28 protein-coding genes are annotated in these 25,715 nt (G+C 72.5%); 14 read left to right on the top strand and 14 right to left on the bottom strand.

Annotated features, from left to right (window positions below; genetic code table 11):
- Nucleotides 1-46 precede the first annotated feature (46 nt).
- Nucleotides 47-3,268: a tetratricopeptide repeat protein gene (locus G3I54_RS23885; protein ID WP_164616912.1), complete on the top strand. Its 3,222-nt coding sequence runs from the start codon at nt 47-49 to the stop codon at nt 3,266-3,268.
- A gap of 263 nt (nt 3,269-3,531) precedes the next feature.
- On the opposite strand, the gene G3I54_RS23880 is transcribed toward G3I54_RS23885, so the two are convergent.
- Complete coding sequence (locus G3I54_RS23880) at nt 3,532-3,771, bottom strand: hypothetical protein (RefSeq protein WP_164616911.1); 240 nt, start codon at nt 3,769-3,771, stop codon at nt 3,532-3,534.
- 1 nt (nt 3,772) lies between these two features.
- Nucleotides 3,773-4,654, bottom strand: a complete 882-nt coding sequence (gene mca / locus G3I54_RS23875) for a mycothiol conjugate amidase Mca (RefSeq protein ID WP_164616910.1) — start codon at nt 4,652-4,654, stop codon at nt 3,773-3,775.
- A gap of 158 nt (nt 4,655-4,812) precedes the next feature.
- On the opposite strand from mca, the gene G3I54_RS23870 reads away from it, so the two are divergent.
- Nucleotides 4,813-5,229 (top strand): DUF4307 domain-containing protein, encoded by a 417-nt coding sequence (locus G3I54_RS23870; RefSeq protein ID WP_164616909.1) that lies wholly within the window; start codon nt 4,813-4,815, stop codon nt 5,227-5,229.
- A gap of 195 nt (nt 5,230-5,424) precedes the next feature.
- Nucleotides 5,425-5,922, top strand: a complete 498-nt coding sequence (gene greA, locus G3I54_RS23865; RefSeq protein ID WP_164616908.1) for a transcription elongation factor GreA — start codon at nt 5,425-5,427, stop codon at nt 5,920-5,922.
- A 117-nt stretch (nt 5,923-6,039) separates the two neighbouring features.
- Here the strand turns inward: greA and G3I54_RS23860 are convergent, their stop codons facing one another.
- The 4 genes from G3I54_RS23860 to ilvA form a co-directional block, all read right to left on the bottom strand.
- On the bottom strand, nt 6,040-6,855 hold the full coding sequence (locus G3I54_RS23860; RefSeq protein WP_164616907.1) for a DUF899 family protein: 816 nt from the start codon (nt 6,853-6,855) through the stop codon (nt 6,040-6,042).
- A gap of 103 nt (nt 6,856-6,958) precedes the next feature.
- Nucleotides 6,959-7,825, bottom strand: coding sequence for an ABC transporter permease (locus tag G3I54_RS23855; protein WP_164616906.1), 867 nt, complete (start codon nt 7,823-7,825; stop codon nt 6,959-6,961).
- Entirely contained in the window at nt 7,822-8,793 is a 972-nt protein-coding gene (locus G3I54_RS23850; protein ID WP_164616905.1) for an ATP-binding cassette domain-containing protein, read from the bottom strand. Before G3I54_RS23850 ends, G3I54_RS23855 begins: the two co-directional genes overlap by 4 nt.
- Nucleotides 8,794-8,917: 124 nt before the next feature.
- Nucleotides 8,918-10,147: a threonine ammonia-lyase gene (gene ilvA / locus G3I54_RS23845; RefSeq protein ID WP_164616904.1), complete on the bottom strand. Its 1,230-nt coding sequence runs from the start codon at nt 10,145-10,147 to the stop codon at nt 8,918-8,920.
- Nucleotides 10,148-10,305: 158 nt separating this feature from the next.
- Here ilvA and G3I54_RS23840 point away from each other — a divergent pair, with 158 nt between their 5' ends.
- The 4 genes from G3I54_RS23840 to G3I54_RS23830 all read left to right on the top strand — a co-directional run bounded on the left by G3I54_RS23840 (nt 10,306) and on the right by G3I54_RS23830 (nt 11,993).
- The gene (locus tag G3I54_RS23840) at nt 10,306-10,836 is read left to right on the top strand and encodes a MarR family transcriptional regulator (RefSeq protein ID WP_164616903.1); all 531 of its coding nucleotides are present in this window, start codon (nt 10,306-10,308) and stop codon (nt 10,834-10,836) included.
- Nucleotides 10,837-10,910: 74 nt separating this feature from the next.
- On the top strand, nt 10,911-11,477 hold the full coding sequence (locus G3I54_RS23835; protein ID WP_239144526.1) for a sigma factor-like helix-turn-helix DNA-binding protein: 567 nt from the start codon (nt 10,911-10,913) through the stop codon (nt 11,475-11,477).
- Nucleotides 11,474-11,731, top strand: coding sequence for a hypothetical protein (locus G3I54_RS39710; protein ID WP_343240402.1), 258 nt, complete (start codon nt 11,474-11,476; stop codon nt 11,729-11,731). Before G3I54_RS23835 ends, G3I54_RS39710 begins: the two co-directional genes overlap by 4 nt.
- A gap of 70 nt (nt 11,732-11,801) precedes the next feature.
- Complete coding sequence (locus G3I54_RS23830) at nt 11,802-11,993, top strand: DUF1059 domain-containing protein (RefSeq protein WP_164616902.1); 192 nt, start codon at nt 11,802-11,804, stop codon at nt 11,991-11,993.
- 52 nt (nt 11,994-12,045) lie between these two features.
- Here the strand turns inward: G3I54_RS23830 and G3I54_RS23825 are convergent, their stop codons facing one another.
- Complete coding sequence (locus tag G3I54_RS23825) at nt 12,046-13,191, bottom strand: cystathionine gamma-synthase (protein WP_164616901.1); 1,146 nt, start codon at nt 13,189-13,191, stop codon at nt 12,046-12,048.
- A gap of 66 nt (nt 13,192-13,257) precedes the next feature.
- On the opposite strand from G3I54_RS23825, the gene G3I54_RS23820 reads away from it, so the two are divergent.
- Nucleotides 13,258-14,361: a hypothetical protein gene (locus tag G3I54_RS23820; protein ID WP_164616900.1), complete on the top strand. Its 1,104-nt coding sequence runs from the start codon at nt 13,258-13,260 to the stop codon at nt 14,359-14,361.
- Between the two features lie 44 nt (nt 14,362-14,405).
- Here G3I54_RS23820 and G3I54_RS23815 read toward each other — a convergent pair whose 3' ends face one another.
- Nucleotides 14,406-15,623 carry an MFS transporter gene (locus G3I54_RS23815; RefSeq protein ID WP_164616899.1) on the bottom strand — a complete coding sequence of 406 codons (1,218 nt, stop codon included), beginning with the start codon at nt 15,621-15,623 and terminating at the stop codon, nt 14,406-14,408.
- A gap of 109 nt (nt 15,624-15,732) precedes the next feature.
- Here G3I54_RS23815 and G3I54_RS23810 point away from each other — a divergent pair, with 109 nt between their 5' ends.
- The 3 genes from G3I54_RS23810 to G3I54_RS23800 all read left to right on the top strand — a co-directional run bounded on the left by G3I54_RS23810 (nt 15,733) and on the right by G3I54_RS23800 (nt 18,749).
- Nucleotides 15,733-16,632 (top strand): LysR family transcriptional regulator, encoded by a 900-nt coding sequence (locus tag G3I54_RS23810; protein ID WP_164616898.1) that lies wholly within the window; start codon nt 15,733-15,735, stop codon nt 16,630-16,632.
- Between the two features lie 135 nt (nt 16,633-16,767).
- Nucleotides 16,768-17,433 carry a peptide-methionine (S)-S-oxide reductase MsrA gene (gene msrA, locus G3I54_RS23805; RefSeq protein ID WP_164616897.1) on the top strand — a complete coding sequence of 222 codons (666 nt, stop codon included), beginning with the start codon at nt 16,768-16,770 and terminating at the stop codon, nt 17,431-17,433.
- Nucleotides 17,434-17,540: 107 nt separating this feature from the next.
- Nucleotides 17,541-18,749: a Shedu anti-phage system protein SduA domain-containing protein gene (locus G3I54_RS23800; RefSeq protein ID WP_164616896.1), complete on the top strand. Its 1,209-nt coding sequence runs from the start codon at nt 17,541-17,543 to the stop codon at nt 18,747-18,749.
- Nucleotides 18,750-18,841: 92 nt separating this feature from the next.
- Here the strand turns inward: G3I54_RS23800 and G3I54_RS23795 are convergent, their stop codons facing one another.
- Nucleotides 18,842-19,546, bottom strand: a complete 705-nt coding sequence (locus tag G3I54_RS23795; RefSeq protein ID WP_164616895.1) for a TetR family transcriptional regulator — start codon at nt 19,544-19,546, stop codon at nt 18,842-18,844.
- Between the two features lie 99 nt (nt 19,547-19,645).
- Between G3I54_RS23795 and G3I54_RS23790 the strand changes: the two genes are divergently transcribed.
- Nucleotides 19,646-20,563 (top strand): alpha/beta hydrolase, encoded by a 918-nt coding sequence (locus G3I54_RS23790; RefSeq protein ID WP_164616894.1) that lies wholly within the window; start codon nt 19,646-19,648, stop codon nt 20,561-20,563.
- A gap of 92 nt (nt 20,564-20,655) precedes the next feature.
- On the opposite strand, the gene G3I54_RS23785 is transcribed toward G3I54_RS23790, so the two are convergent.
- Entirely contained in the window at nt 20,656-21,141 is a 486-nt protein-coding gene (locus tag G3I54_RS23785) for a helix-turn-helix transcriptional regulator (protein ID WP_164616893.1), read from the bottom strand.
- A 178-nt stretch (nt 21,142-21,319) separates the two neighbouring features.
- Between G3I54_RS23785 and G3I54_RS23780 the strand changes: the two genes are divergently transcribed.
- Nucleotides 21,320-21,727, top strand: coding sequence for a YrdB family protein (locus tag G3I54_RS23780; RefSeq protein ID WP_164616892.1), 408 nt, complete (start codon nt 21,320-21,322; stop codon nt 21,725-21,727).
- On the opposite strand, the gene G3I54_RS23775 is transcribed toward G3I54_RS23780, so the two are convergent.
- The 3 genes from G3I54_RS23775 to G3I54_RS39060 all read right to left on the bottom strand — a co-directional run bounded on the left by G3I54_RS23775 (nt 21,709) and on the right by G3I54_RS39060 (nt 24,323).
- Complete coding sequence (locus G3I54_RS23775; protein ID WP_164616891.1) at nt 21,709-22,260, bottom strand: hypothetical protein; 552 nt, start codon at nt 22,258-22,260, stop codon at nt 21,709-21,711. The two genes, G3I54_RS23780 and G3I54_RS23775, sit on opposite strands and share 19 nt — an antisense overlap.
- A 154-nt stretch (nt 22,261-22,414) precedes the next feature.
- Nucleotides 22,415-23,803 carry an NADP-specific glutamate dehydrogenase gene (gdhA, locus tag G3I54_RS23770; RefSeq protein WP_164616890.1) on the bottom strand — a complete coding sequence of 463 codons (1,389 nt, stop codon included), beginning with the start codon at nt 23,801-23,803 and terminating at the stop codon, nt 22,415-22,417.
- A 349-nt stretch (nt 23,804-24,152) separates the two neighbouring features.
- Nucleotides 24,153-24,323 carry a hypothetical protein gene (locus G3I54_RS39060; protein ID WP_203687071.1) on the bottom strand — a complete coding sequence of 57 codons (171 nt, stop codon included), beginning with the start codon at nt 24,321-24,323 and terminating at the stop codon, nt 24,153-24,155.
- Between the two features lie 488 nt (nt 24,324-24,811).
- Between G3I54_RS39060 and G3I54_RS23765 the strand changes: the two genes are divergently transcribed.
- Nucleotides 24,812-25,264, top strand: a complete 453-nt coding sequence (locus G3I54_RS23765) for an RDD family protein (protein ID WP_164616889.1) — start codon at nt 24,812-24,814, stop codon at nt 25,262-25,264.
- Here G3I54_RS23765 and G3I54_RS23760 read toward each other — a convergent pair.
- Nucleotides 25,228-25,653: a DUF1330 domain-containing protein gene (locus G3I54_RS23760; RefSeq protein WP_164616888.1), complete on the bottom strand. Its 426-nt coding sequence runs from the start codon at nt 25,651-25,653 to the stop codon at nt 25,228-25,230. The genes G3I54_RS23765 and G3I54_RS23760 overlap by 37 nt on opposite strands.
- Nucleotides 25,654-25,715 lie beyond the last annotated feature (62 nt).

The raw sequence follows: 25,715 nt of genomic DNA, 5'->3' as shown, positions 1-25,715 counted from the left end.
CGAGGTTCGGAACGCAGTTCAACGCAGCTCTCGGAGGGGGACACATATGCGGGACAGCCATCGGGCGGAAGCCGAGAGGCTGTTGGTGCGCGCCGTGGAGGAGGAGGCGCGGCGCACCGGCGGGCGGACCGACGCCGGTGCGCTGATGTCGCGGGCGCGGGCCGCGCTCGACACCATGGCCGCCAGCGCGGGCGAGGAGTACGCCGCGTACACGCAGGCGCTGGACTCGGCGGCGGCGGGCGAGCGCCCGCTCGCGGAGCGCTTCAGCAGAGCGACCCTGGGAACGCCCTTGCTGGTGACCGGTGTTGCCGCTGCCGCCGCGTTCGGCGCCGATCTGGCGCTCGGCGCGAACACCGGCCTGGCGTTCGGCGCGGGCGCGGTCGTCGCGGTGGCCGGCACGGCGACGACCGTGGCGAAGGTGACCGCTTCGCACTGGCCCGCCGCCCACCGCCGGGCCGGCGCCGCCGGACAGCCGGGCGGCGCCGAGCAGTTGCGGCTCCAGTGGCTGACCGCCCTGGAGGTACGGGGCATCCGCCCGTACCTGGACCAGCAGCGCATGCTGACCCCGGCCACCCGCACCCCGAAGAAGCAGTCCGCCCCGGCGGGCCGCCAGTTGCGCGGCGGCGACCGCAGCGCCGCGGCCCGCACCCGGGTGGTGCTGGAGCAGTCCTTCGGCCATCTCCCGCAAGCGGAGGGGCCGTTCACCGGGCGTCGGGCCGAACTGGCGCAGATCGCCCAGTGGGTGCACGCGGCACGCGCCTCCACGCAGACCCGGCCGACCGTCGTCGTGCTGCACGGTGAGCCGGGGTCGGGGCGTACCGCGCTCGCGGTGCGGGCCGCCCATGCGCTCAAGGACCAGTTCCGGGGTGCGTGCGTGGTCGATCTGCGCGGCCAGGTGGCCGGGGAGAGCCCGCTGCCGACCCGGGACGCGCTGCTGCACCTGCTGAACCGGCTGGGCGCGCCGCGCGAGCAACTGCTGTTCCGGGAGGGCGCTTCGGCGGAGCAGCAGGTGCGGCGGCTCTCCGAGCTGTACCACCAGCACCTCACCGGGACGCCGGTCACCATCGTGCTCGACGACGCGACGGACGCCGAGCAGGTCCGCACCCTGGTCCCGGAGCGCTCGGACAGTCTGGTGATCGTCACCGCCCGGGAGCCGCTGGTGCTGCCCGAGGACCTGCCGGCCTGGGTGCACCAGCTGCCGGTCGGCCCGCTGGAGGCGGCGGGCGCGGAGGAGCTGCTGCGCGAGGTGGCCGAGGAGGAGGAGACCGGGCCGTACGACTATCCGTCCACGGACGCGATCGTGGAGCTGTGCGGCGGGCTGCCGCTGGCGCTGCGGGTGGCCGGTTCCGCGCTGGGCGCGCGGAGCCGGCACACGCTGGCGGAGGACCTGGGTGCGTACGGGCCGGTGGACCCGGTGGAGCGGGCGCTGTGGCTGCGCTACACGGACCAGGGCGATCAGGCCCGGCGGCTTTTGCGGCGGCTCGCACTGGCGGGCCGGGCGAGCCTGGGCGCGGCGGCTGCGGCCTCGCTGCTCTCCGCCGACGAGCAGGAGGCGGAGCGGCTGCTGACCGTGCTGGCCAGGGCCGGGCTGCTCACCCGAGTACGGGGATCGCGCTACCGGCTGCACGATCTGGTGCGGGCCTTCGCGCTGGCCCGGCTGCTGGACGAGGAGGAGCCGGCCGAGCGGACGGCCGCCCAGGAGCGGCTGCTGACGAACTACGCGGAGCTGGCCGACGCGGTGATCCGGATGGTCGACGGGAAGATGTCGACCCGCGCCGGACAGTTCGGCTCGCACGGCTTCGGTTCGCTGGACTCGGCGCTGCGCTGGCTGGACGACGAGTCGAGCTTCATCACGGCGGCGCTGCGGCACGCGGAGGGCGTCGACCAGGCCACGGTGCTGCATCTGCTGGGCGCCCTGTGCGACTACTGCCTGCTGCGCGGCGACCTGTACCGCCTGGGCGAGATCAGCGAGCTGACGCAGGCCGTGGACCAGGGGCTGCTGGAGCGGTCGGTGCAGTGGCGTACGGGCATCGCGGCCCGGCAGCTCGGCGAGCTGGACAAGGCCCGCACCACGCTGTCCTCCGTCGTCGGGCTCTACCACGAGGCGCAGAACGACGCGGGCGAGGCGCTGGCGCTGTGCTCGCTCGGCATCACCCTGCACCACCAGGGCAATCTGACCGAGGCGGCGGCCCGGCTCGGCGAGGCGCTGGCCCTCCAGTCCTCCGAGGCGCAGGCCGAGGACCGGGCCTGGACCCTGCACGCGCTGGCCGCGGTGGAGCGGGACCGGGGCGATCTGGTGAAGGCCCTCGCGCTGCTGGACGACGCGCTGCGGCTGCACCGGGAGGGCGAGTCGCTGCACGGTGAGGCCTGGACGCAGTTCCAGCTGGGGCAGGTACGGCTGCGCACGGGTGAGGTGGCCGCGGCCGAGGAGGCGCTGAGTACGGCCCTGGAGCTGTACGGGCGCACCCGCGACGGACGCGGTGAGGCCTGGGCGATCACCCAGCTGGCCCGGGCCCGGCTGCTGGACGGCGATCCGGCGGCCGCGCTGGAGCAGTTGCGCGAGGCCCTGGACCGGCACCGGGACAACGAGGACGCGCGCGGTGAGGCGTGGACCCTGTACTACCTGGGTCAGGCGTTGGAGGAGGACGGGGACACCGATCAGGCGGTGCGTGAGCTGGAGCGGTCCCGCACGATGTTCTCCCGGATGCGGGACGTGTACGGGCTGGCGTGCGCCCGGCACCATTCGGGCCGGGTGACCCGGGACCAGCGGGCCGCGCAGACGGGCAACCTGCGCAATTCGGGGTTCGCCCGGCAGCTGCTGATGGACGCGCGGGCCGACTTCCGGCGGATCAAGGTGCCTTACGGCGAGGCGTGGGCGTGCGTGGAGCTGGCGTTGATCGACGCGGGCAACGGGCGGGCGCCGCAGGCGCTGGAGCTGTGCGGTCAGGCGGCCGAGCTGTTCGAGTCGTACGGGGACGCGCGGGGCGGCGACTGGGCCCGGTTCCTGCGGTGCACGCTGCTGCCGTACGCCTCGCCCGGGGGCGTCGAGGTGGGCACGGTGGTGGCGCAGCAGGAGCTGGCCGAGCTGATCGAGGCCCGGCACCCGGCGCGGGACGGCAAGCTGGAGCAGTCCGCAGCGGCGTTCGCGGTGGCTCTGGAGCGGGGTGTGGACCTGGAGGACGGCTGGCAGGCATGGCGGCTCGGGCTCACCCCGACCCGCAGCGCCGGCCAGATCATGGGCGTGCCGACGGAGCCGGCCCGGCCGTGACGCCGGGGACGGCACGGCCGTGACGCCGGGGACGGCACGGCCGTGACCGGGCGGGCGTCGGGAGACCGGCGCCCGTTCCCGTACACGTACGGGGTGACCGACGCCCGTTCCCGTACACGTACGGGGTGACCGGCGCCCGTTCCCGTACGCGTACGGGAACGGGCGTCCGGCGGCGGGCCGGACGCCCTTCCCCTGCGCCTGCGGTCGCTTACGCCTGCGGTCGCTGCGCGTGGCCCTCGGCGCGCGCGTGGCCCCGGCGCGGGTTACTTCCTGGGAGCGGCCGCCCCGTCGCCTGCGGGTTCGGCGGCCACCGCCGCCGGGTCCGGGGCCTCCTCGAAGTTGACCCTGCCCATGTGGCGGTTCATCGACTTCATCAGCATCCACACGCCGACGGCGAGCGCCGCGAAGACGAGGAAGCCGAGGACGCCGGGGGTCACCTTGTTCTTGTCGAGCTCTTCGGCGGCGAACGGGACGAGGTGCGTCAGTGCCTGGGTCGCGTACATATCAGGCATTGTCGCGGATGCCCGCGAAGAGGTCGCTCTCGGGGAGGGAGGTATCGACCAGAGACTTCGCCAGCTCGTACTCCTCGGTCGGCCAGACCTCGCGCTGGATGTCCATCGGAACCCGGAACCAGCCGCCCTCCGGGTCGATCTGCGTGGCGTGCGCGATGAGCGCCTTGTCGCGGATCTCGAAGAACTCGTCGCAGGGAATGTGCGTGGTCAGGGTGCGTTCGACGCGCTCGAACTCCTTCCACCGCTCCAGCCACTCGCCGTACGGGGACTCCAGGCCCCGGGCGAGCAGCGCCTCGTGCAGCGCGACGGTGCGCGGCCGGTTGAAGCCCTGGTTGTAGTAGAGCTTCCGCGGCGTCCAGACCGGGCCGAACTCGTCCTCGGGGAACCGCTCCGCGTCGGCCGCACCGTCGAACGCGATCATCGAGATCGTGTGCGTCATGATGTGGTCGGGGTGCGGGTAGCCGCCGTTCTCGTCGTACGTGGTGATGACCTGCGGCCGGAACGCGCGGATCTTCGCCACCAGGCGCCCGGCCGCGACCTCGGGGTCCTCCAGGGCGAAGCAGCCCTCGGGCAGCGGCGGCAGCGGGTCGCCCTCGGGCAGCCCGGAGTCGACGAAGCCGAGCCACTCCTGCTGGACGCCCAGGATCTCCCGGGCCTCGTCCATCTCCTTCTTGCGCACCTCGTGGATGTTCTTCTCGATGTACGCGTCACCCTGGAGCTTCGGGTTGAGGATGGAGCCGCGCTCGCCCCCCGTGCAGGTCACGACCAGCACGTCCACCCCCTCGGACACGTACTTGGCCATGGTGGCCGCGCCCTTGCTCGACTCGTCGTCGGGGTGGGCGTGAACGGCCATCAGTCGCAGCTGCTCAGTCAAAGCTCGATCCTCAGTCATTGGTCGCTCTGGTCGTCGAAGAGAGGCGCCGGCCCGCGCGACATCGGTTGGGGCGCGGTCGGGTGACGGGCGGGCGGCTTCTATAGTGACTGAACGAGGGACCGGAAAATTCCTCGATGCCCGGTCCGGAGGGAACGATCATGACGGCGGTTCGTGAGGCTGCGCCCGAGGGGCGGTACGGCCGGACCGAGGATCAGCGTGCGGACCGCAAGCTGAAGATCGTCGGATCGGTCCTGGGCGTCGCTCTGCTCGGCGTGATCGGGTGGATCGGGTTCGACTACGTGGGCGGCCAGGGCATCAGCGCCGAGATGATCAAGTTCAAGGTCGTCTCCGACACCCGGGCCGATGTCCACCTGGAGGTCCGCAAGGACCGCGAGGGCCACGGCTACTGCCTGGTGCGGGCGCTCAGCGAGGACGGCTCCGAGGTGGGCCGCAAGGAGGTCCGCTTCGACCGGGCCGAGGACCGCATCGATGAGGTCGTGAGCGTGGTGACCCGGTCCCGGGCGACGGCGGTCGAGCCGATGGGCTGCACCGCCGACGACGGCCCGACCGGCTGATCCGAACCGCACCCCGCGTGACCTGCGACGATACGGGTCACAGCAGCCGTTCCTGGCGTGTGACGGTTTACCTTCTCCCCCTTTTCCTGCGGAATTGTTAGGCTCGTGGTTTCGCCCACCCGGAGAAGCACATGCTTCTGGGTAGGGCGATGCTTTGTATTTCCCAGCACTTCCCAGTACCGACGAGGAGCACCTGTGACCCAGACCAGCGAGAACGTCACCTGGCTCACGCAGGAGGCGTACAACCAGCTCAAGGCCGAGCTGGAGTACCTGTCTGGTCCCGCGCGCACGGAGATCGCCGTCAAGATCGCGGCGGCCCGTGAGGAGGGTGACCTCCGGGAGAACGGCGGGTACCACGCGGCCAAGGAGGAGCAGGGCAAGATGGAGCTGCGGGTGCGCCAGCTGACCCAGCTCCTGGAGCACGCGAAGGTCGGCGAGGCGCCGGCCGACGACGGCGTGGTCGAGCCCGGCATGGTCGTCACGATCGCCTTCGACGGCGACGAGAGCGACACGATGACCTTCCTGCTCGCCTCCCGCGAATACGCCAGCACGGAGATCGAGACGTACTCCCCGCAGTCCCCGCTCGGCATCGGCGTGAACGGCAAGCGGACGGGCGAGGACGCGGACTACGAGCTGCCGAACGGCAAGACCGCGACGGTGAAGATCCTGGCGGCGAAGCCCTACTCCGGCTGACCCGGCCCACGACGACGGAACGACACGGGAGCCCCGGCCTCAGGGAGGCCGGGGCTCCGGTGCGTCGTCGCCCGCCCCGGGGCCGTTCCGGCGGGCAGGGGCGTTACGGCGGTCGGGTCAGGAGGGGTCGCCGGTGCGGCCGAGGGTCTTCTCGGGCGTCGCGCCGGGGCGGGTCCACTGCGGGGTGGGGCGGCTGGTCTCGCCCCAGCTGGCGGTCCCGTCCGCGTCCGTACGCCAGTACCAGCAGACCTGGCCGCCCTCGCCCGGATACCCATCGCGGACCCTGCCGATCACCCGCCGGCCCTCGGGGTTCTCCTCCCACGCCTCGCCGCGGCCGTAGGGCGTGATGTCGAGCAGGCCGAAGGAGCCGTTGGCCGACTCGATTCCGCGGCCCGTCGTGGAGTAGGTGAGGAACACCCGCCCGCCCTCGCGCAGGAAGCAGAGGAGGTGCCCCATCGGCCCGCCGATCGGCGCGTCCAGGCCGCGCACCGAATACCAGGGCTGGGTGTAGCCCATGAACGCGGTGTAGGCGGCCACCTCCTCCCAGGACCCCGTGGTCACGACGGCGAACGAGACGCCCCGGGCGTTGAGGTAGACGGCGTCCTTCATGTGCCAGACCGCGTCGGTGCAGCCCTCGCACTGGCCCTGGTGCGGGGCGCCGTCGTACCACATGTGCTGGTAGACGACGAGCTCGTCGCGGCCCTCGAAGAGGTCCAGGAACGGGACCGGGCCCTCGGGGCCGACGACCTCGACGGTCCCGTCGATCTCCACCATCGGCAGCCGTCGGCGGGCGGCGGCGAGCGCGTCGCCCTGGCGGGTGTGGGCCTTCTCGCGGACCAGAAGCTCGTCCCGGGCGGCCTGCCAGGCGGCCAGGTCGACGACGGGCGGGAGGCCGGGCGGCATGGGGGCCGGGTCGTCGGGTGCGGTGGTCATGGTGTCCTCCGTGGTGTCTGCTGCGTCCCCCATCCCCCTGAATTGACTCGCACCGCCGCCGGAACTCATCGCTCCGCCCGACGCGGCTGTCAGGCGGCGGCTGTCAGGCGGCGGCCGAGCGGTACTTGCGGACCGCGAGGGTCCGGAAGACCACGATGATCAGCACCGACCAGATGACCGAGGCGAGGATCGGGTGCTCCATCGGCCAGGCCCCGGTGACGGACTTCGGCATGTTCGGCATCGTGTTGCCGAACAGCTCACGGGCCCCCGCCACCGTGGCGCTGAAGGGGTTCCACTCGGCGATGTGCTGGAGGAACGTCGGCATGCCGGTGACCGGCACGAAGGCGTTCGAGATGAACGTCAGCGGGAACAGCCAGATCAGCCCGCCGGAGGTCGCCGCCTCCGGGGTGCGCACGGACAGGCCGATCAGCGCCCCGATCCAGGAGAACGCGTAGCCGAGCAGGAGCAGCAGCAGGAAGCCGCAGAGCACCTTGCCGATGTTCTCGTGGGTGCGCCAGCCGACGATCAGCGCGACCCCCGCGAGCACGACGAGCGTGAGGGTGGTCTGTACGAGGTCGGCGAGCGTCCGTCCGGTGAGGACCGCGCCCCGGGCCATCGGCAGCGAACGGAAGCGGTCGATGAGCCCCTTGTGCATGTCGTCGGCGATGCCCGCGCCGGCTCCGGCGGTGGCGAAGGTGACGGTCTGGGCGAAGATGCCCGCCATCAGGAACTCCTTGTACAGCTTCGGATCGGTGGAGCCGCCGATGCTGATCGAGCCGCCGAAGACATAGGTGAACAGCACCACGAACATGATCGGCTGGATCAGTCCGAAGATCACCATCTCGGGGATCCGGGTCATCCGGATCAGATTCCGCTTGGCGACGACGAGGGAGTCCTTCACGGACTGCGTGACGCCTCCGGAGGGGCGGGGAAGCAGCGCCGGGGCCTCGTCCTTGGCGATCGCGCTCACTGGGCGTCCTCCTTGCTCTGCTCGGGGATCTCGGCCGCGTGGCCGGTGAGGGAGAGGAAGACGTCGTCCAGGGTGGGCCGGCGCAGGGCGATGTCGTCGATCTCCACGCCCTGTGCGTCCAGGTCGCGGATGATCTCGGCGAGCAGCTTGGCCCCGCCGCTCACCGGGACGGTCAGCTTCCGGGAGAGCCGGACGACGGTGACCTCGCCCTTGCCGAGGGCGGTCAGCACGGACCGGGCGGGCTCGATCTCGTCGGGTCGGTGCACGACGACCTCGACGCGCTCGCCGCCGGTGCGGGCCTTGAGCTGGTCGGAGGTGCCGCGGGCGATGACCTTGCCGTGGTCGATGACGCAGATGTCGTTCGCGAGGCGGTCGGCCTCCTCCAGATACTGCGTGGTCAGCAGCAGGGTCGTGCCGCCCGCCACCAGGTCCTCGATCACGTCCCAGAGCTGCTGCCGGTTGCGCGGGTCGAGGCCGGTCGTCGGCTCGTCCATGAACATCACGGGCGGCGAGACGACGAGCGCCGCCGCGAGGTCGAGCCGCCGTCGCATACCGCCGGAGTACGTCTTGGCGGTGCGGTCGGCGGCGTCGCCGAGGTTGAACCGGTCCAGCAGGACGCCCGCGCGGGCCTTCGCGTCCCGGGCGCTCAGCTGGTAGAGCTGCCCGACCATCTGGAGGTTCTCGCGGCCGGTCAGATACTCGTCGACCGCGGCGAACTGTCCGGAGAGCCCGATCGAGCGGCGTACCTCGTTGGGCTTCTTCAGGACGTCGATCCCGGCCACGACGGCCGTGCCGCTGTCCGGGCGCAGCAGCGTGGTCAGCACCCGTACGGCGGTGGTCTTGCCCGCGCCGTTGGGCCCGAGCAGTCCGAGGACGGTGCCCTCGGGGACGTCGAGATCGACGCCGTCGAGGGCTCGTACGTCGCCGAAGGTCTTCACCAGACCTTCGGCGTGGATCGCACCTGGCATAGCGGAACTCCCCCGTCATCGCGGCTGACCGCACCCGTACGTGGCCTATTCGCGATCCTAGGATTCGCGGGGCTCCACCGCGCGGCGAATAACGAGATCCGGCCAATCGGCGCGAAGCGGACGGTCAGCCCATCACGCGGTAGCCCGCCGCGCGCAGCGCCGCCTCGACCTCGGCGCAGTGCTGCGGGCCCTTCGTCTCCAGATGCAGGTCGACCTCGGCCTCGGTCAGTCCCAGGCGCGGGTCGGTGCGCACATGGCTGATGTCGAGGACGTTGGCGTCGGCCACGGTCAGCGAGGCCAGCAGGGCGGCCAGCGCCCCCGGGCGGTCGGTGAGCCGCAGCCGCAGGCTCAGATAGCGGCCCGCCGCGGACATCCCGTGCCGCAGGATCCGCTGCATCAGCAGCGGATCGACATTGCCGCCCGACAGCACCGCCACCACCGGCCCCCGGAACGCCTTCGGGTCGCTGAGCAGCGCGGCCACCGGGCTGGCCCCGGCCGGCTCGACGACCAGCTTGGCCCGCTCCAGGCAGAGCAGCAGCGCACTGGACAGCTCGTCCTCGGTGACCGTGCGGACCTCGTCGACCAGCTCCTCGACCAGCCGGTACGGTACGTCGCCGGGGCGGCCCACCTTGATGCCGTCGGCCATCGTGGCCGGGGCGTCGAGTGATACGGGGTGCCCGACGGCCAGGGAGGGCGGGTAGCAGGCGGCGCCCTCGGCCTGGACGCCGACGATCCGGACGTCGGGGCGCAGGGCCTTCACCGCGACGGCGACACCCGCGGCGAACCCGCCGCCGCCGATGCCGAGGACGATCGTGCGGACCTCCGGGCACTGCTCCAGGATCTCCAGCCCGACGGTGCCCTGGCCCGCGATGATGTCGGGGTGGTCGAAGGGGTGGATGAAGACCGCGCCGGTCTCCTCCGCGTACCGCTCGGCGGCGGCGAGGGTCTCGTCGACGACCTGGCCGTGCAGCCGCACCTCGGCCCCGTACTCCCGGGTCGCGGCGACCTTGGGCAGGGGCGCTCCGACGGGCATGAAGACCGTGGAGCGTACGCCGAGGAGCGACGAGGCGAGCGCGACGCCCTGGGCGTGGTTCCCGGCGCTGGCGGCGACGACCCCGGCCGCCCGCTCCACCGGGGTGAGGCCGGAGATGCGGACGTAGGCGCCGCGCAGTTTGAAGGAGCCGGTGCGCTGGAGGTTCTCGCACTTGAGGTGGACCGGGGCGCGGACCAGCTCGGTCAGATGGCGGCTGCCCTCCAGGGCGGTCACCCGGGCCACCCCGGACAGCATTTTCTGCGCGCCCCGGACGTCGTCGAGGATCAGGGCCGGGTGGGGGGCGGTCGCGCGGAAGCTCATGTCCGCAAGTCTTGCAGCTCGAAGAGCACGCGGCAGACTTGTCTCATGGCGGCCTGCGGTGGTGTCCGCAGCTTTGTGCGGCACTGGTACGCGTTGCCCCGGGGCCGCGTACTCTGTCCCCCACCCATCCGACACCGCACTGAAGAGAGCCCCCGGCCATGCCCCCTCAGGACATGACGACTGCTGCGTCTCCTTCCGGGGGCGCCGCCCCCGAACACCCGGGCCCCGACCGCCTGCTGGACTCGCTCCAGCACCAGGTGGCGGTCTTCGCCCGCCGTGCCGAGCAGACCCGCCTCGGCGGTGTCGGCCAGGTCCGCAACTCGATGGACCGGGCGGCGTACCTGCTGCTGAACCGGCTCGACCGGGAAGGTCCGATGGGCGTCAAAGCGCTGGCGGCCGGGATGGGTATCGACTCCTCGACGGTGACGCGGCAGGTCGCGCCGCTCGTCGACACCGGGCTGGTCAAGCGCACCTCGCACCCGGAGGACGGCCGGGCCGTGGTGCTCCAGCTGTCGCCGCGCGGTCAGGCCCGGCTGAACGAGGTCCGCGCCTCGCGGCGCGAGCTGATGTCCCAGGTGACGGACGGCTGGACGGAGGAGGAGCGGGACATTTTCTGCACCCTGCTCACCCGGTTCAACGGCTCGCTGGCCGCCCGGCAGGCCGCGCACCAGCCGCCGCAGTCCGACTGACGGCCGCGGCCCGCGCGCACCGGCCGCGTCCGGGCTCTTGACCGGGGCGGTGCACCGGGGCTCGTATGTGGTCCATGGCAGAGCGGGCGACCCATCGGGACCGGCTCCGCGCCCTGGAGTTCGAGGCCTTCGTGGCGGGCGCGGGCGGGCGCCTGCTGCACACGGCGACGCTGCTCACCGGCGAACCGGCCGAGCCGCCGGGCGCGTACGTACGGGCCGAGCGGCTGCTGCACGCGGCGCTCGCCCGTACCTACGCCGGCTGGGATCGGCTGCGCGGCGGCGACCCCTACGACCTGGCCCGCCGGGAGCTGGCCCTCCGGTTCGCCCGGGAGGCCCGGCGCCATCAGCGGCCGCGCGGCGGTCTGCTGGACCGGCTGACCCCGATCGAGCGGCTCGTTCTGGTGCTGCGGATGTACGAGGAGGTCGGCGAGGACCAGACGGCGGCGCTGCTGGGGCTGCCGGCCGACCGGATCCGCGCGGTGTGCGCCCGCGCGGTGGCGTCGCTGCGGGCGGGCGGGCCCCGACGCGGGGCTACGGGGGCGGGGAACGGCACGACGACCGGCACGACGACCGGGGCGGCGCGCGGTACGGCCGGCGGGCCCGGGCAGGCGTCAGCATCCGGTTTCCGGGTGACGCCGTGAGCGCCGACCGCCGCGATCCGCGTGAGGAGCAGGTCCGCCGGATGCTGGACGGCCCGCATCCGGCCCTGCCGCCGGACCTGGTCGCCCGGGCGGTCCGGCACGGCGGACGGCGGCTGCGGCTGCGCCGGGCGGTGGGCCGTACGGCGGCCTGGCTGCTGGGCCTGGCGCTCGCCGCGTTCCTCGTCTGGGTCGGCGTCGAGCAGCCGTGGGCGACCGAGCCCGCCCAGGTCACACCGCCGTTGGAGGGCTGGTGAGGCGTTGGGGTCCGGGCGCGGGAGGCCTACGCTGGAGAGGTCGGTCGTCGTACGAGCCGAGGAGGCCGTGATGACCAGGAAGATCGCGGACTGCCGTAAGTATCCGAGCGAGACGGACTGCACCCTCACCATCGTCGGCGAGGAGGACGAGGTCGTCCGGGCCGCGAGCGAGCACGCCGCTTCGGTCCACGGACACCAGGACGGTCCCGAACTGCGCGAACAGATCAAGGGCATGCTGGAGGACGAGAAGGTGGGCGTCTGAACGCGAGGGGCGCCCGCCGGAGCCGGCGGGCGCCCCTGTCATGTCCGCAGGGTCAGCCCAGCGCCTGGGTGAGGTCGGCGAGCAGGTCGTCGCCGTTCTCGATGCCGACGGAGATCCGGACCAGGTCGGCCGGAACCTCCAGCAGGGAGCCCGCGACGGAGGCGTGCGTCATCCGGCCCGGGTGCTCGATCAGCGACTCCACGCCGCCGAGGGACTCGCCGAGCGTGAAGAGCTTCGCCCGGTTGCAGACCTCGACCGCCGCCTCCTCGCCGGCCGCGACGCGGAAGGACACCATGCCGCCGAAGGCCTTCATCTGCTTGGCGGCGACCTCGTGGCCGGGGTGCTCGGGCAGACCCGGGTAGAGGACGTGGGAGACCTTGGGGTGCCGGGTCAGCAGGTCGGCGACCTTGGTGGCGTTCTCGGTGTGCCGGTCCATACGGACGGCCAGCGTCTTGATGCCGCGCAGCACGAGCCAGGCGTCGAAGGGTCCGGCGACCGCGCCCATGGCGTTCTGGTGGAACGCCAGCTCCTCGGCGAGCTCCGGGTCGCTGACGACGAGCGCGCCGCCGACGACGTCGGAGTGGCCGCCCATGTACTTGGTGGTGGAGTGCACGACGACGTCCGCGCCGAGCGCCAGGGGCTGCTGGAGGTAGGGCGAGGCGAAGGTGTTGTCGACGACGAGGCGGGCCCCGGCCTGCCGGGCGACCTGGGCCACGGCGGCGATGTCGGTGATGCCGAGCAGCGGGTTGGACGGGGTCTCCACCCAGATCGCCTTGGTGCGCGGGGTGATCGCGGCCCGTACGGACGCCACGTCCGAGGTGTCGGCCACGGAGAACTCCACGCCCCACCGCGCGGCGACCTTCGCGAACAGCCGGAACGTGCCGCCGTAGGCGTCGTTCGGGATGACCACGTGGTCGCCGGGGGTCAGCAGCGTACGCAGGAGGCAGTCCTCGGCGGCGAGGCCGGAGGCGAAGGCGAGACCGCGACGGCCGCCTTCGAGGGCCGCGAGGTTCTCCTCCAGGGCGGTGCGGGTCGGGTTGGCGCTGCGGCTGTACTCGTATCCGCCGCGCAGTCCGCCCACGCCGTCCTGCTTGTACGTGGACACCTGGTAGATCGGCGGTACCACCGCGCCGGTGAGGGGGTCGGCGGTGTTCCCCGCGTGGATGGCGAGGGTTTCGAAGCTGTGCTGGTCGCTCATGGGGCCGAGCGTAGTTCGTGAAGAGGGCCCTTACCGGCCACTCGCCACTCCGGGGACAATGGGGCCATGGAGATTCTGTTGTTCCTGCTCGCGATGTGCATGCTCGCGGCGATCATCGGCCCCTGGGTCATGCGTCGCCGGGGCGGTATCCGCCAGGTCGAACCCGGTTCGCCGGACGCCGCCGACCCGGACACGTACGGCTTCGCCCGCCAGGAGGAGCTGGACGTCCGGATGCCGGGCCCCGACCAGGACCTCCTGGACGTGCTCGACGTCGTCCAGGGCACCCAGGACTGGCGGGCGGCCGCCCAGCTGCTGGCAGGGACGCCGAAGGAGGGCGAGGTGCGCTGGCAGCGGATCCAGGCCTTCGCGGGCGCGGCCTCGCTGGAGCTGGCGCAGCGGCCCGGGGTGGGCGGCGCCTGGCTGCGGGCCTGGCGCGCGGAGTCGCCGAAGGACGCGGGCGGTGCGGCGGTGCACGCGGAGTTCCTGGTGCAGCAGGCGTGGCGGTCCTCGGCGGCGGGCAGCGACGACTTCCGGATCATCCTGGAGGAGGCCCGTACGGTCTGCGGCGAGGCGGCCCTGCTCGCGCCGGGCGACCCCGTTCCGTACATCGTGGAGCTGGCGGTGGCCCGGGGCCTGAACTACACCCCCGAGCAGTTCGACCAGCTCTGGGCGAAGATCATCGACCGGGCCCCGGCGCACATGGGCGCGCACATCGCGGCGCTGCACTTCCACTGCGAGAAGTGGCACGGCTCGCGCGCGGACGCCGACGCGTTCGCCACGGCCGCCGCCGCCCGCGCCCCGCAGGGTTCGCTGCTCGCGGCGCTGCCCCTGTTCGCGGTGTACGAGCATCTGCCGGAGGTCAACCTGGTGCAGGGCTTCTACCGCGGTCAGGTGGTGACCAAGGCGGTCGAGGGCGCGATGTTCGCGGTGCACGCGGCGCGTCCGGACGATCCGATGCTGGCCCACGTACGCCACCTCCTGGTGCTGTTCCTGGTGCACATGGAGCGCTGGTCGGAGGCGATGCACCAGCTGGTCCGGATCGACGGTCACGTGGGCGCGCTGCCGTGGACGGCGGGCCCGGACCCGGCCGCGCAGTACACGGTCTACCGGGCGCTGGCGGTCGCGGGGTACGAGGCGAACGGCGGCAGCCCGGCGACGCTGCCGCACTGATCTCCGTACGCTTCACGGCTTCACGGCTTCACGGCTTCACGGCTTCACGGCTTGGCGCGGGCGGGTGCGGGTGCGGGGGCCCGGCCCACCGCGACGGTCACCAGCGCGCCCGCCACGAGCGCCGCGCCCGTCGCCGTGACGGCCGTGATCCCGATGCCGTCCGCCACCAGTCCGCCGGCCAGCGCCCCGAGCGCGATGGCTCCGTTGAACACCGCGACGAACAGCGAGGAGGCGGCCTCGCGGGCGTGCGGGGCGGCGAGCAGGACCCAGGTCTGCGTGCTCACCGAGACACCGCCGTAGCCGAGGCCCCAGACGGCCATCAGTACGGCCGCGAGGGCGGGGGAAGAGCCCAGCCAGGGCAGGGCGGCCACGGTGGGGGCCAGGACCGCGCCGATCATCAGCAGGGTCCTGCGCGGCGATCGGGCCGCTCCGGCCCCGGCGAGGAAGTTCCCGGCCACACCGGCGACGCCGTACACCAGGAGCAGGACGCCGATCGTGCCCGCGCCGACGCCGGAGACGTCCTCCAGGACCGGCCTGACGTAGGTGTACGCGGCGAAGTGCCCGGTGACCAGGAAGCCGACGACGACAAGCCCCGTACGCAATCCCGGGTCGCGGGTCAGCCGCAGTACGCCGCCGAACGGAACCGCGCGCTCCGCGGGCAGCCGGGGCAGCAGGAGCGCCGCCGCGACCAGCACCACGGCTCCGAGCCCGGCGGCCGCGAGGAACGCGGCGCGCCAGCCCGCGAGAGCGCCCAGGTACGTACCGGCGGGGACGCCCAGGACGGACGCCACGGCGATGCCGCTGAAGACCAGGGAGGTGGCGGCGCCGGCGGATCGCGCCGGGACCAGACGCACCGCGAGCCCGGCGGCGACGGCCCAGACGCCGCCCATGCCGATGCCGACCAGCACGCGGGCGACGACCATGGTCCCGAAGTCCGGCGCCCAGGCCGCCCCGAGATTGCCGACGAGCAGCACGGCGACCAGCGCGCACAGGGCCGTACGCCGGTCGGCGCGGCCCAGCAGCGGTACGAGGGCCGGGGCCGAGAGCGCCGCGACGAGGCCGGTGATGGTCAGCGTCAGACCGGCCACGCCCTCCGGGACGCCGAGCGAGCGGCCCATCGGGGTGAGCAGCCCGACGGGCAGCATCTCGGAGGTGACCACGGTGAACGTGCCGAGCGCGAGGGCGGCCACACCCCACCAGCCGTTGCTCGGGGAAGCCGGGCGGGCGGCCCGGGCGCCTGAGGATTCCTGAACCTGCGTCATGTCCTCAGCCAATCGGGGCCGGAGGCCGGGAACAACGGCCGAACTCTCATCCTTCTATGAGCTGGACCAATGGATCCGGCCGGTGGCGCGGAGAAGGGGGAGGAGACGGGTGAGCAATCCGGAGATCCGGGAACTGGAGGCCTTTCTCGCGCTGGCGGAGGAGCTCCACTTCGGCCGGGCCGGAGAGCGCCTGTACCTCTCGCAGAGCCGGATCAGCCAACTGCTGCGGGCGCTGGAGAGCAGGATCGGCGGACGGCTGGTCGACCGCACGAGCCGCCGGGTCCGGCTCACCCCGCTCGGCGAACAGCTCCACGCCGGGCTGCGGCCCGCCTTCGACGCGATCGTCGCGACCATCGACGAGGTCCGGGACGTGGCACGCGGCGTCGGCGGGCTGTTCCGCGTCGGCTTCCAGGGGACGGCGAACGACCCGTTCATGCGGGCGGTCGTGGCCTTCCGGGACGGCCATCCCGACTGCGCCGCCGAGATCGTGGAGATCCCGCTCTCCGACCCGTTCGGCGCGGTGCACCGCGGGGAGGTGGACGCGGCGGTGGTGCTGATGCCGGTCCGGGACGAGGAGTTGGTGCTCGGCCCGGTCTTCTCCGCCCGTCCGCTGACCCTCGCCGTCTCCGACCGGCACCCGTACGCGCGTCGCCCCGGCATCGACGCCGAGGACCTGGCGGGCAGCCCGCTCATCGGCGTCCAGGGGGCGGCCCCGGAGTACTGGCGGCTGGCCCAGGCCCCGGCCGCCACACCGGCAGGCCGCGCGATTCCGGCCGGTCCGGCGGTGAGCAGTCTCCAGGAGGGCCTGGCCCTGGTGCGGGCGGACCGGGGCGCGATGCTGCTGTGCGACCCGACGGCCGACTACTACGGCAGCCACGCGGTGGCCTTCGTCCCGGTGACCGGCCTCCCGGACTCGGCCCTCGCGCTGGTGTGGCACCGGAACCACGAGACGGCCCGCACGCGGGGCTTCGCACGGGCCCTGGCGGATGTCGCCGGGGCCACGGGATGAGCGTCGGGGCCACCAGGGCTACCAGCTGAACGGCCGGAACAGGCACCCAGCTCCTGCCCCCGCCCCCGCCTCGGAATCCCGGCGGCCGCTCCCGTGTTGTACGTACCGAACACCGACCCCCGGAGGAGCCCCCGCATGTTCCTGAACCGCCGCACCCCCGAGCTCCCCACCCCGGAGCAGGCCCTGCGCGGCCGCCCCGTCCCCGAGTTCACCGTCCCCTCCCGCCACACGGTCCTCGGCAACCCCCTGGTGGGCCCGTATCCCGAGGGTCTGGAGGTGGCGGACTTCGCGCTGGGCTGTTTCTGGGGCGCGGAGCGGAAGTTCTGGCAGACCGAGGGCGTCTGGACGACGCTCGTCGGCTACCAGGGCGGCTACACGGAGAATCCGACGTACGACGAGGCCTGCTCGGGCCTGACCGGCCACACGGAGGCGGTACGCGTCGTCTTCGACCCGGCCGTCGTGTCGTACGAGGAGCTGCTGAAGCTGTTCTGGGAGTCGCACAACCCGACCCAGGGCTTCCGCCAGGGCAACGACGTGGGCACCCAGTACCGCTCCGCGATCTACACCCACTCCCCCGCCCAGGCAGCGGCCGCCGACGCGTCCCGTGAGGCGTACCAGAAGGTCCTGACGGCCTCGGGCCACAAGGAGATCACCACGGAGATCCTCCCGGCCGAGGGCCGCCCGTTCTGGCCGGCGGAGGCGTACCACCAGCAGTACCTGGACAAGAACCCGGGCGGCTACTGCGGCATCGGCGGCACGGGAGTCTCCTGCCCGATCGGCGTGGCCCCGGCCGAGGGCTGAGGGTCCTTCGCCGGACATGCCAGCGACACGGAACGTGGTGCTGGCATGTCCTGATGCAGTGGGCAGCGCGTACCTCGACTGTCAGTGCCAGGCCCCAGAATCGTGCCATGAGTGTCAGATCTGATTATGCACTGGAGTTGCAGCTAAGGCAGGTTGCTGAACGAGCCGGGGACACCCGCGTCAAGGACGCACTCAATTCCGTGTCCCGACACATGAATTCCGGAACGAGTCGTAATCGCAAAGGGGGCCAAGCCCTAGTGGTGCTGCTCAAGGAAGTGCGCTCGGTAGCAGCGACTGCGAACGAGTGGCAGATAGTGCACCTCGTGCAGGACTCTCTCGACTACGCCGAAGGAAGAATTCTGCGGCCGGACTTCGAGGAGAAATACAACCTCTTCCAGCGGTCGACACAACCACTGAGCTCGCACCAAGATTACGCAGCCCGGACTCTTTCCTCGACGCTGAATTACTTCTCGCAGCTCGGCAGCAGCTATCTCCTGGAGCATCCCGAAGCAACAGCCGGAGAAGTTCTGGAGCACGTCGCGGCCATAGGCCGGGACGCCCGTTACATGCAGCAGTCACAGGAGCGCAAAGGGCGCTATCAGATCCTTCGAGGTAGCGCTGAGGTTGCAGCATGGTTCGAGCAGGTTTTCACGCAGCGAGTTGATGTGGAGGACCCTGAGAAAGCCGCCCGTCGCATCGTGATGTCCCCCGAGTCTCTGGAGATTCTGGCAGCGGACAGGGAAGGGCAGCTGCTGATCGAAGCGGCAAAGGTGCAGCGCCGTCGACGCGGCATCAGAGTGCTCCGTGACGTGGCGGAGGACTCGAGAGCAAGTGAGAGCGACTTGCAACGAGCACTGGACGGCCAGCATTGGATCTTCGGCGGGCAGTTCGTCGGCCAAGCGGTGCAACGCAGGCTTGTCCCAGGGGATGAAGTTGACATTCCTCTGATACGCGGTGACGGCGCCCTTCACATCGTTGAGCTGAAGCGCTCCATGAGCCTCCACGGCCCGCTCGTCAAGAAGCACCGAGGATGCTGGGTACCGACGGCCGAGGTGCACGATGCAGTAAGCCAGGCAGTGAACTACCTAGTCGGCTTGGACGAACACCGGATTCGGATTCGGAAGGAATTGAACATCGAAACTCGGCGCGCCAGCGCTGTCGTCCTTATCGGACACCCAGCCCTGCAGCCAGACGTACCCGAAGAGCAAATCAACGAAGCGCTGCGCACCCTTAACACTCACATGAGCCGCGTCGAAGTGGTGACCTACAAGGAGCTGATTGACAATGCCGAACGAGCCCTGGAGGGCTGGCGTTAGCGCCTCCCGCCCGATCGGCATGGCCCCGGCCGAGGGCTGAGCCAGGCCGCCCGGCCGCAGGAGTCTCCGGGCCGCTTGCCCGGGGCCCTGCGTCAGCCGGTCAGCATCGCCGGAACCACCCGCCGCAGCAGCCGTACGAACAGGGCGTCCCGGTCGTCGGGGCCGGCCGGGGGCGGGGCGTCCGCCGCGGTGAGAGCGGCGAGCAGGTGCGGGTGGCGGCCCTCGGCGGCGACCGCGGCCAGGTGGGCCGCCCGGGCGGGCGGGGCCTCGGTGTCCGCCGCGAGGGCCTCCCGGCGGGCGAAGAGGGTGGTCAGGGCGCCGAGGAGGCCGATGACCTCCAGCTTCTGCCCGGCGGTGCCGGGCGCGGGGGCCAGGATGCCGAGCGCGTGGTCGAGGTAGTCGATCGCGTGCGGGCCCAGCACCTCGCCGCGCCGGTCGTTCAGATCGGCCAGCCACGGGTGCCGGACGTGCGCGGCCTTGGACTGGCGGGCCAGGCCGACGAGATCGTCCAGCCAGTCTCCGGTGAGGGCCGCGGAGAGGTCCAGCTCGGCCGCCACCGCGTCCTCCATGAGGTCCAGCAGCTCGTCCCGGCTCCCCACGTAGCGGTAGAGCGAGGCGGGCCCCGTGCCCAGCCGCTGTGCGAGCGCGCGCATCGACACGGCCGCCAGGCCCTCCGCATCGGCGAGGGCGAGGGCGGCCGTCGTGATCTCGGCACGGCTCCGCTCGGGTGCGGGTCCGCGCGCGCCCCGCACGGGACGTGACCAGACGGTCGTCGGCCGGGTCTCGCGGTCGGCCACGGTCCGCACCTTCCCCTCGGTCGTTCTGAACCGGCCTGTAGTCTAATACCGCGAACATCGTTCGCAGTATTTTGCCGCCCGGCGCCGAAGGAGCCCGTCATGACCTGGACCGAACGCCGCTTCGCCCGCAACGGTGCGGTCGAGCTCGCCCACGACCGGCTCCAGGAGGGCGCGGACGGCGAGCCGCTGCTCCTGGTGATGGGTCTTGCGGTCTCCCGGCACTGGTGGCCCGGCGAGCTGTGCGCGGCCTTCGCCGACGCCGGGTTCGCCGTCGCCCGCTACGACCAGCGGGACGCGGGCGAGTCCACCCGGCTGCCGAAACCCGCCGCCCGGGGCAACCCCTTCGCCGCACTGGCCGCCGGCCGCGGTGCGGCCTACACCGCCGAGGACATGGCCGACGACGCGGTCGCCGTCCTGGACGCGCTCGGCTGGGAGTCGGCGCACCTCTTCGGGCACTCGCTGGGCGGGGTCGTCGCCCAGCGCGTGGCCCTGCGCCACCCGGACCGGGTGCGCACGCTCACCTCGTCCGCCGCGCTGCCCAGCGATGTCGGCGGGCTGGCCGCCTTCCGCCATCTGCGGCTCGGCACCCTCGCGAAGTTCGCCCGCGTCAAGCCCGCCCGGGACCGGGCGGGGCGGATCGCGACCGGGCTCGCGGTGGCGCGGCTCTGCGCCTCGCCCGGCTACCCGTTCGACGAGGCGGAGGCCCTGGCGCGGATCACCGCCGACGTGGACACCGGCATCGCCGACCCGGACGCCCAGTCCCGCCAGATCGGCGCCCCCTGGAACGGCCCGCCCTTGCCCGAACTGCGCCTCCCCGCCCTGGTGTTGCACGGCACGGACGACCCGCTGCTCAAGCCCTCCGCCGGCCGGGCCACCGCCGCCGCGATCCGCGACGCCCGGCTCGTCCTCCAGCCGGGCGTCGGCCACGACATCCCACGCGAACGGCACGCCGCCGTCGCCGCCGAGCTACGAGCCCTCGCGGACCAGGCACCCCGGGGTGACCACGACCGCCCGTAACACCCCTCCCGGGTGCCGGGCGACCGCACGTAATACCCCTCCCGGCTGCTGGGCGGGCCCACCCGTAACGCCCTCCTCACACCCGCCCCGGGTCAGGCCGCCAGCAGCACGCCGCCCATCGGGCCCGTCGGACCGGCCGGACGAGTCGGACGGGCCGGACCCGTCGTCCGCACCGACCGGTGACCGCCCGCCGCCCCCAGTGACCCGACCCCGGACCGGGACCGGGACCGCACCGCCGTGATACTGACCAGCCGCTCCCCGGCCAGCGCCAGGACGTCCGCGAGTCTCAGGCCGAGCGCCTGGGCGGCGGCGGCCAGCACCTCGGAGGAGGCCTCCTTGCGGCCGCGCTCCACCTCGGAGAGGTACGCCATGGAGATCCGGGCCGCCTCGGACACCTCCTTCAACGTCCGCCCCTGCGCCAGCCGTTCACGGCGCAGCACTTCTCCGACGAGGTCACGCCAGAGCGGTTCCCGGGGCAGGCCCGGCAGCTCCGGCGTCGCGGGGATCGCCGGAGACGCCGCCGTCGGGAGCGGGCGCAGAGGGATCACGTCGGCCTGGTTCGTCGCTCGGATGCTCACCGCCCCAGCCTAGGAGCGCGGCACCGCCCCAACACGGCCCCGGCGTTGCGCTCCGGGCGGATCTGCTGACGGCGAAGTCGCGTGACAGCCCGCCGGTTCCGAAGGGCAAGGGCGGACGTCGTGGTCACGCCCGGGCTATCGTCCCGACCGACAGCGGGTTCTCTTCAGGGGGGTCAGGATGAGGCGAGAACGTCAGGCCGCAGGGCGTGCGGGGCACCACGATCCGCACGTGCTCCGGCAGCGCCCCTGGTTCGCCGCCAACGAAGTCCTCGCCTTCCTGCTGGAGCTCGCGGCGATCGGCTGCCTCGCCTGGTGGGGCTTCACCGCCATGGACGGAGTCCTCGTATCGGTGCTGCTCGGTCTCGGGGTGCCAGCTGCGGCCGTGACCCTGTGGGGGCTGTTCGCCGCGCCCCGCGCCCGGTTCGGGCCTCCGCTCGCGGGGGTGCTGGCGGTGAAGACACTGGTCCTCGGCGGTGGTGCGGCGGCGGCGGTGTACGGGGCGGGGCACCCGGTCGCCGCCGGGGTGTTCGCCGTCGTGCTGTTCCTGAACACAGGCTGCGCGGAGTACTACCGCCGGCGACGGTAGTAGGCGATCGCGAGAGCGATGGTGATGGGTCCCCAAGCGGCGAGAGGGGTGCCGACAGCCGTCGCCAGCCCGTTCCAGGCACCGTTGGTGTACCCGATGGAGTCGACGACGCCGTGCAGGGTGAGGTCGCGGTTGTCGCCCAGCGGGACGGCGGTGAACAGGAAAGTGAGGATCAGGCCGCCGAGTACGGCGGGGACGACGGCCGCCATCGGCCGGACGCGTCTGCCGCCGATGAGCGGTATCCAGGCGGGCGCCACCTCTCCCCAGCCCCGGACCAGTCCGATGGTCAGGATCGCGATCACTTCCGTCAGCACGCTGAGCCCGAGCACGTACGGGATGCTCAGCCAGTAGGCCGGCAGGCTGCCGTCCTGAGCCTCCTGCCCCATCGTGTAGTGCACGGCGAAGGGCAGCCGCCACAGGCACGCCGGCAGCAGTAACAGCGGTAACGCGTAGGCCAGGCGCATCGCCCAGCGGGGAACGGGCCGCTCGGTGTCGTCGACGGACGGCGGGCGGTGAAGGATCTTCAGCGTCATGACTCCACCCTCGCGGAGCAGGCACGACGAGGAATCCCCCGCGCGAGCCAACCCGCTCCCCCGCGCGGGGGAGACGACACCTGGCGGCTCGCCCACACGGGGTAGCGGTTCCGGCGTCGGCCGGTGCCGGCCGACGCCGGAGCCGGACGTACCGTCAGATCAGGCCCTGCGCCAGCATCGCGTCCGCGACCAGCTCGAAGCCCGCGATGTTCGCGCCCACCACGTAGTTGCCGGGGCTCCCGTACCGCTCGGCGGTCGTGTAGCAGGAGTCGTGGATGTGCCGCATGATCTCGGCGAGCCGCTCCTCGGTGTGGGCGAAGGTCCACGAGTCCCGGGACGCGTTCTGCTGCATCTCCAGGGCGCTCGTCGCGACCCCGCCCGCGTTGGCCGCCTTGCCGGGGGCGAACGCGACGCCCGCCTCCTGGAACACCCGCACCGCCTCCGGGGTGGTGGGCATGTTGGCGCCCTCCGCGACCGCCTTGACCCCGTTGCGCACGAGGTCCAGCGCGTCCGCCTCGTGCAGTTCGTTCTGTGTGGCGCAGGGCAGGGCCACGTCCACGGGGACCGACCACACGCCCGTACCGGGCACGAACCGGGCGTGTGCGCCGCGTCGTTCGGCGTACTCCGAGACCCGGCCCCGGCCGGTCTCCTTGATCTCCTTGAGGAGAGCGAGGTCGATGCCCTTCTCGTCGACGACATAGCCGCCGGAGTCCGAGCAGGTCACCACGGTCGCACCGAGCTGCTGGGCCTTCTCGACGGCGTAGATGGCGACGTTGCCGGAGCCGGAGACCGCGACGGTCTGGCCCTCCAGCGACTCGCCCCGGCTGCGCAGCATCTCGGCGGTGAACAGGACCGTGCCGTAGCCGGTGGCCTCCGTACGGGCCTGTGCGCCGCCCCAGCCGAGGCCCTTGCCGGTGAGGACGCCGGACTCGTAACGGTTGGTGATCCGCTTGTACTGGCCGAAGAGATAGCCGATCTCGCGGCCGCCGACGCCGATGTCACCGGCCGGTACGTCGGTGTACTCCCCCAGGTGGCGGTGGAGTTCGGTCATGAAGGACTGGCAGAACCGCATGATCTCGGCGTCGGAGCGGCCCTTGGGGTCGAAGTCCGCGCCGCCCTTGCCGCCGCCGATGGGCATGCCGGTGAGGGCGTTCTTGAAGATCTGCTCGAAGCCGAGGAACTTCACGATGCCCAGGTTGACCGAGGGGTGGAAGCGCAGCCCGCCCTTGTAGGGGCCGAGCGAGCTGGAGAACTCCACCCGGAAGCCGCGGTTGACGTGGATGTCGCCGGAGTCGTCCGACCACGGCACCCGGAAGATCAGCTGGCGCTCGGGCTCGCATATCCGCTCGATGATGCGCGCGTCGACGAACTCGGGGCGCTGCGCCAGCACCGGACCGAGCGTCTCCAGGACCTCGCGGACCGCCTGGTGGAACTCCTGCTCACCCTGGTTGCGGCGCAGGATCTCGGCGTAGAGCGGCTCGATGACACGGGCCGCGGCGTCGTGCGTGCGGGCGGAGTCGGGCGAGTCGGGGATGACCGGCATCTGATTCTGACCTTCCGTGGTCGGGCTCGTGCGCGTCGGCGCCCCCGTCCCGGAGAGCGCCACCGGTCCGCCTCCCCCGCCGGAGCCCCGCGGACTCCCGCTCGGGAGGACCGCGCGGCCGTCGCCCGGCCGGGCGATACGCATGACCGTCGTACGGTCCGATTCTCCAGTGCGGCCCGATGATCTTCGAGGACCATCCATATATTGACCATGATCAGGCGTTTTGCTCAGCGTCCCGACCGCCCTGCCGGGCGCTGCGCCGTCCTCCGAACCGCCGTTGCGGGCGGACCGCGCACCCCGGGCCCGCACCCCGCCCACGGCCTCCGAGTGGCGAAGGTCACATTCCGGATCAGCTCTCGTGCGGGTCGCGCAGCATCCAGAGCCCGACCCCGGAGGCGATCGCGGTGACGCCCGCCGCGACGCTCAGGGCGATCTGGAGGCCGCTCTCCTCGACGGCGAGACTCAGGAAGACGTTGGCGGCGAGTGCGGCGGACAGGACGAGCCAGAGCAGGGACTTCATGACGGCGATGCCTCCGTGGTCGGTGATGCTCCGAGTCTGTCGGCCGGGGCCCGCCGCGGGGAGGGAGAGCGCCCCCGTATCGGGGGTGGAGCGGGCTACACCCCGCCGTTCCCGGGCCGACCGGGAACGAGGCATCCGCGCGGCCCAGGACCGGCAACCGTAAGGGTCCCGTGAAAACAAGGCCGGGGCACGGGAGTTACCCGCCAGGAACAGGGACACCCCGCCTGACGATCAGTCATGATGCCCCCATGACGAAGCCGCGGGGGCATCGGAGAGGTCAGCCTCCTGACGAGTTACGGGCGCTGTACGGACCGCGCCGGGCCGGGACCGGCCCCACGCGTCCCCGTCCTGTCCCACCCGCGCCACCGCCCCCGCCGCCGTACGGGCACACGCTTCCGCGGGCCGCGTACCCGGCGTACGCCCGCCCCTCGGCGTATCCCGCCCCGGCGCCCAGGAGGCAGCCGCGCATCCCCAAGGGCACGGGTGACATGCGGCGCTATCTGGCGGTCGGGCTCGACGCCTATCTGTGCCTGCTGGCCGTCGGGCTGCTGGTGCGGTCCTGCCTGAACGCCGGCGGGGCGGGGCGCGCGGTCGCCCTGCTGGTCGTGCAGCTGATCGCGCTGTCGTTCGCCAACCAGGTGCTGCTGACGATGGCCGTCCGCGCGAGCGCCGGAAAGCTGATCATGGGCGTCCGGGTGATCCGGCTGCCCGACGCGGGCCGTCCGGGGTTCCGCCGGCTGGTGCTGCGCTGGCTGTACGGGCTCCTCTGGCTGCCGTGCCAGCCCTGGCGCCGGCTCCGGGGCCCAACGGCTCCGGGCCCCGCCGAGCGCCCTTCTGGCCGCCCCGCGGAACCGCACGAGGACCTCGCGGGGGTGCGCCAGGTGCGGCGCAGCGACCTGCGGTACTACCGGGCGGCGGTGGCGGAGGAGCGTACGGGCTGAGCCCGGTCTTCCGCCTCCTGTGCCGTACGGTCCCGGGCCGTGCGGTCCCGGGCCGCCCGCATCGCCGCCGCGGTGGCCGACGCGTCGTACTCCGGGCCGACGCCCGGGACGATGATCACGTCACCGCCGAGATGCCGGGTACGCAGCGGCAGGATCTCCTGGTACGCGGGCGAGGCGTACCAGGCGTGGGCCTCCTCGACCCCCGGAAAGCCGACGACGACCAGCCCACCGGGCCAGGCCCCCTCCACCACCTCCACCTCGGTGCCGTGCACCAGGAAGCGGCCCCCGTAAGGCTTCATGGTGGCCTGGATCCGCTCGATGTAGCTCAGCACCTCGTCCTCGACGGGGCCGTCGGCGGGGTGCAGGTGGGCGATGGCGTACGCGGTCATGGTCCGGTCCTCCGTCATGGGGCGGGGTGTTCTGCGGGACACCCACGATGCTGCCGGGCGGG

This window comes from Streptomyces sp. SID14515 (assembly GCF_010548505.1).
GTDB lineage: Bacteria > Actinomycetota > Actinomycetes > Streptomycetales > Streptomycetaceae > Streptomyces > Streptomyces caviscabies.
The sequence above is the reverse complement of the archived record's forward strand: the minus strand, read 5'-3'. Positions and strand labels throughout refer to the sequence as shown.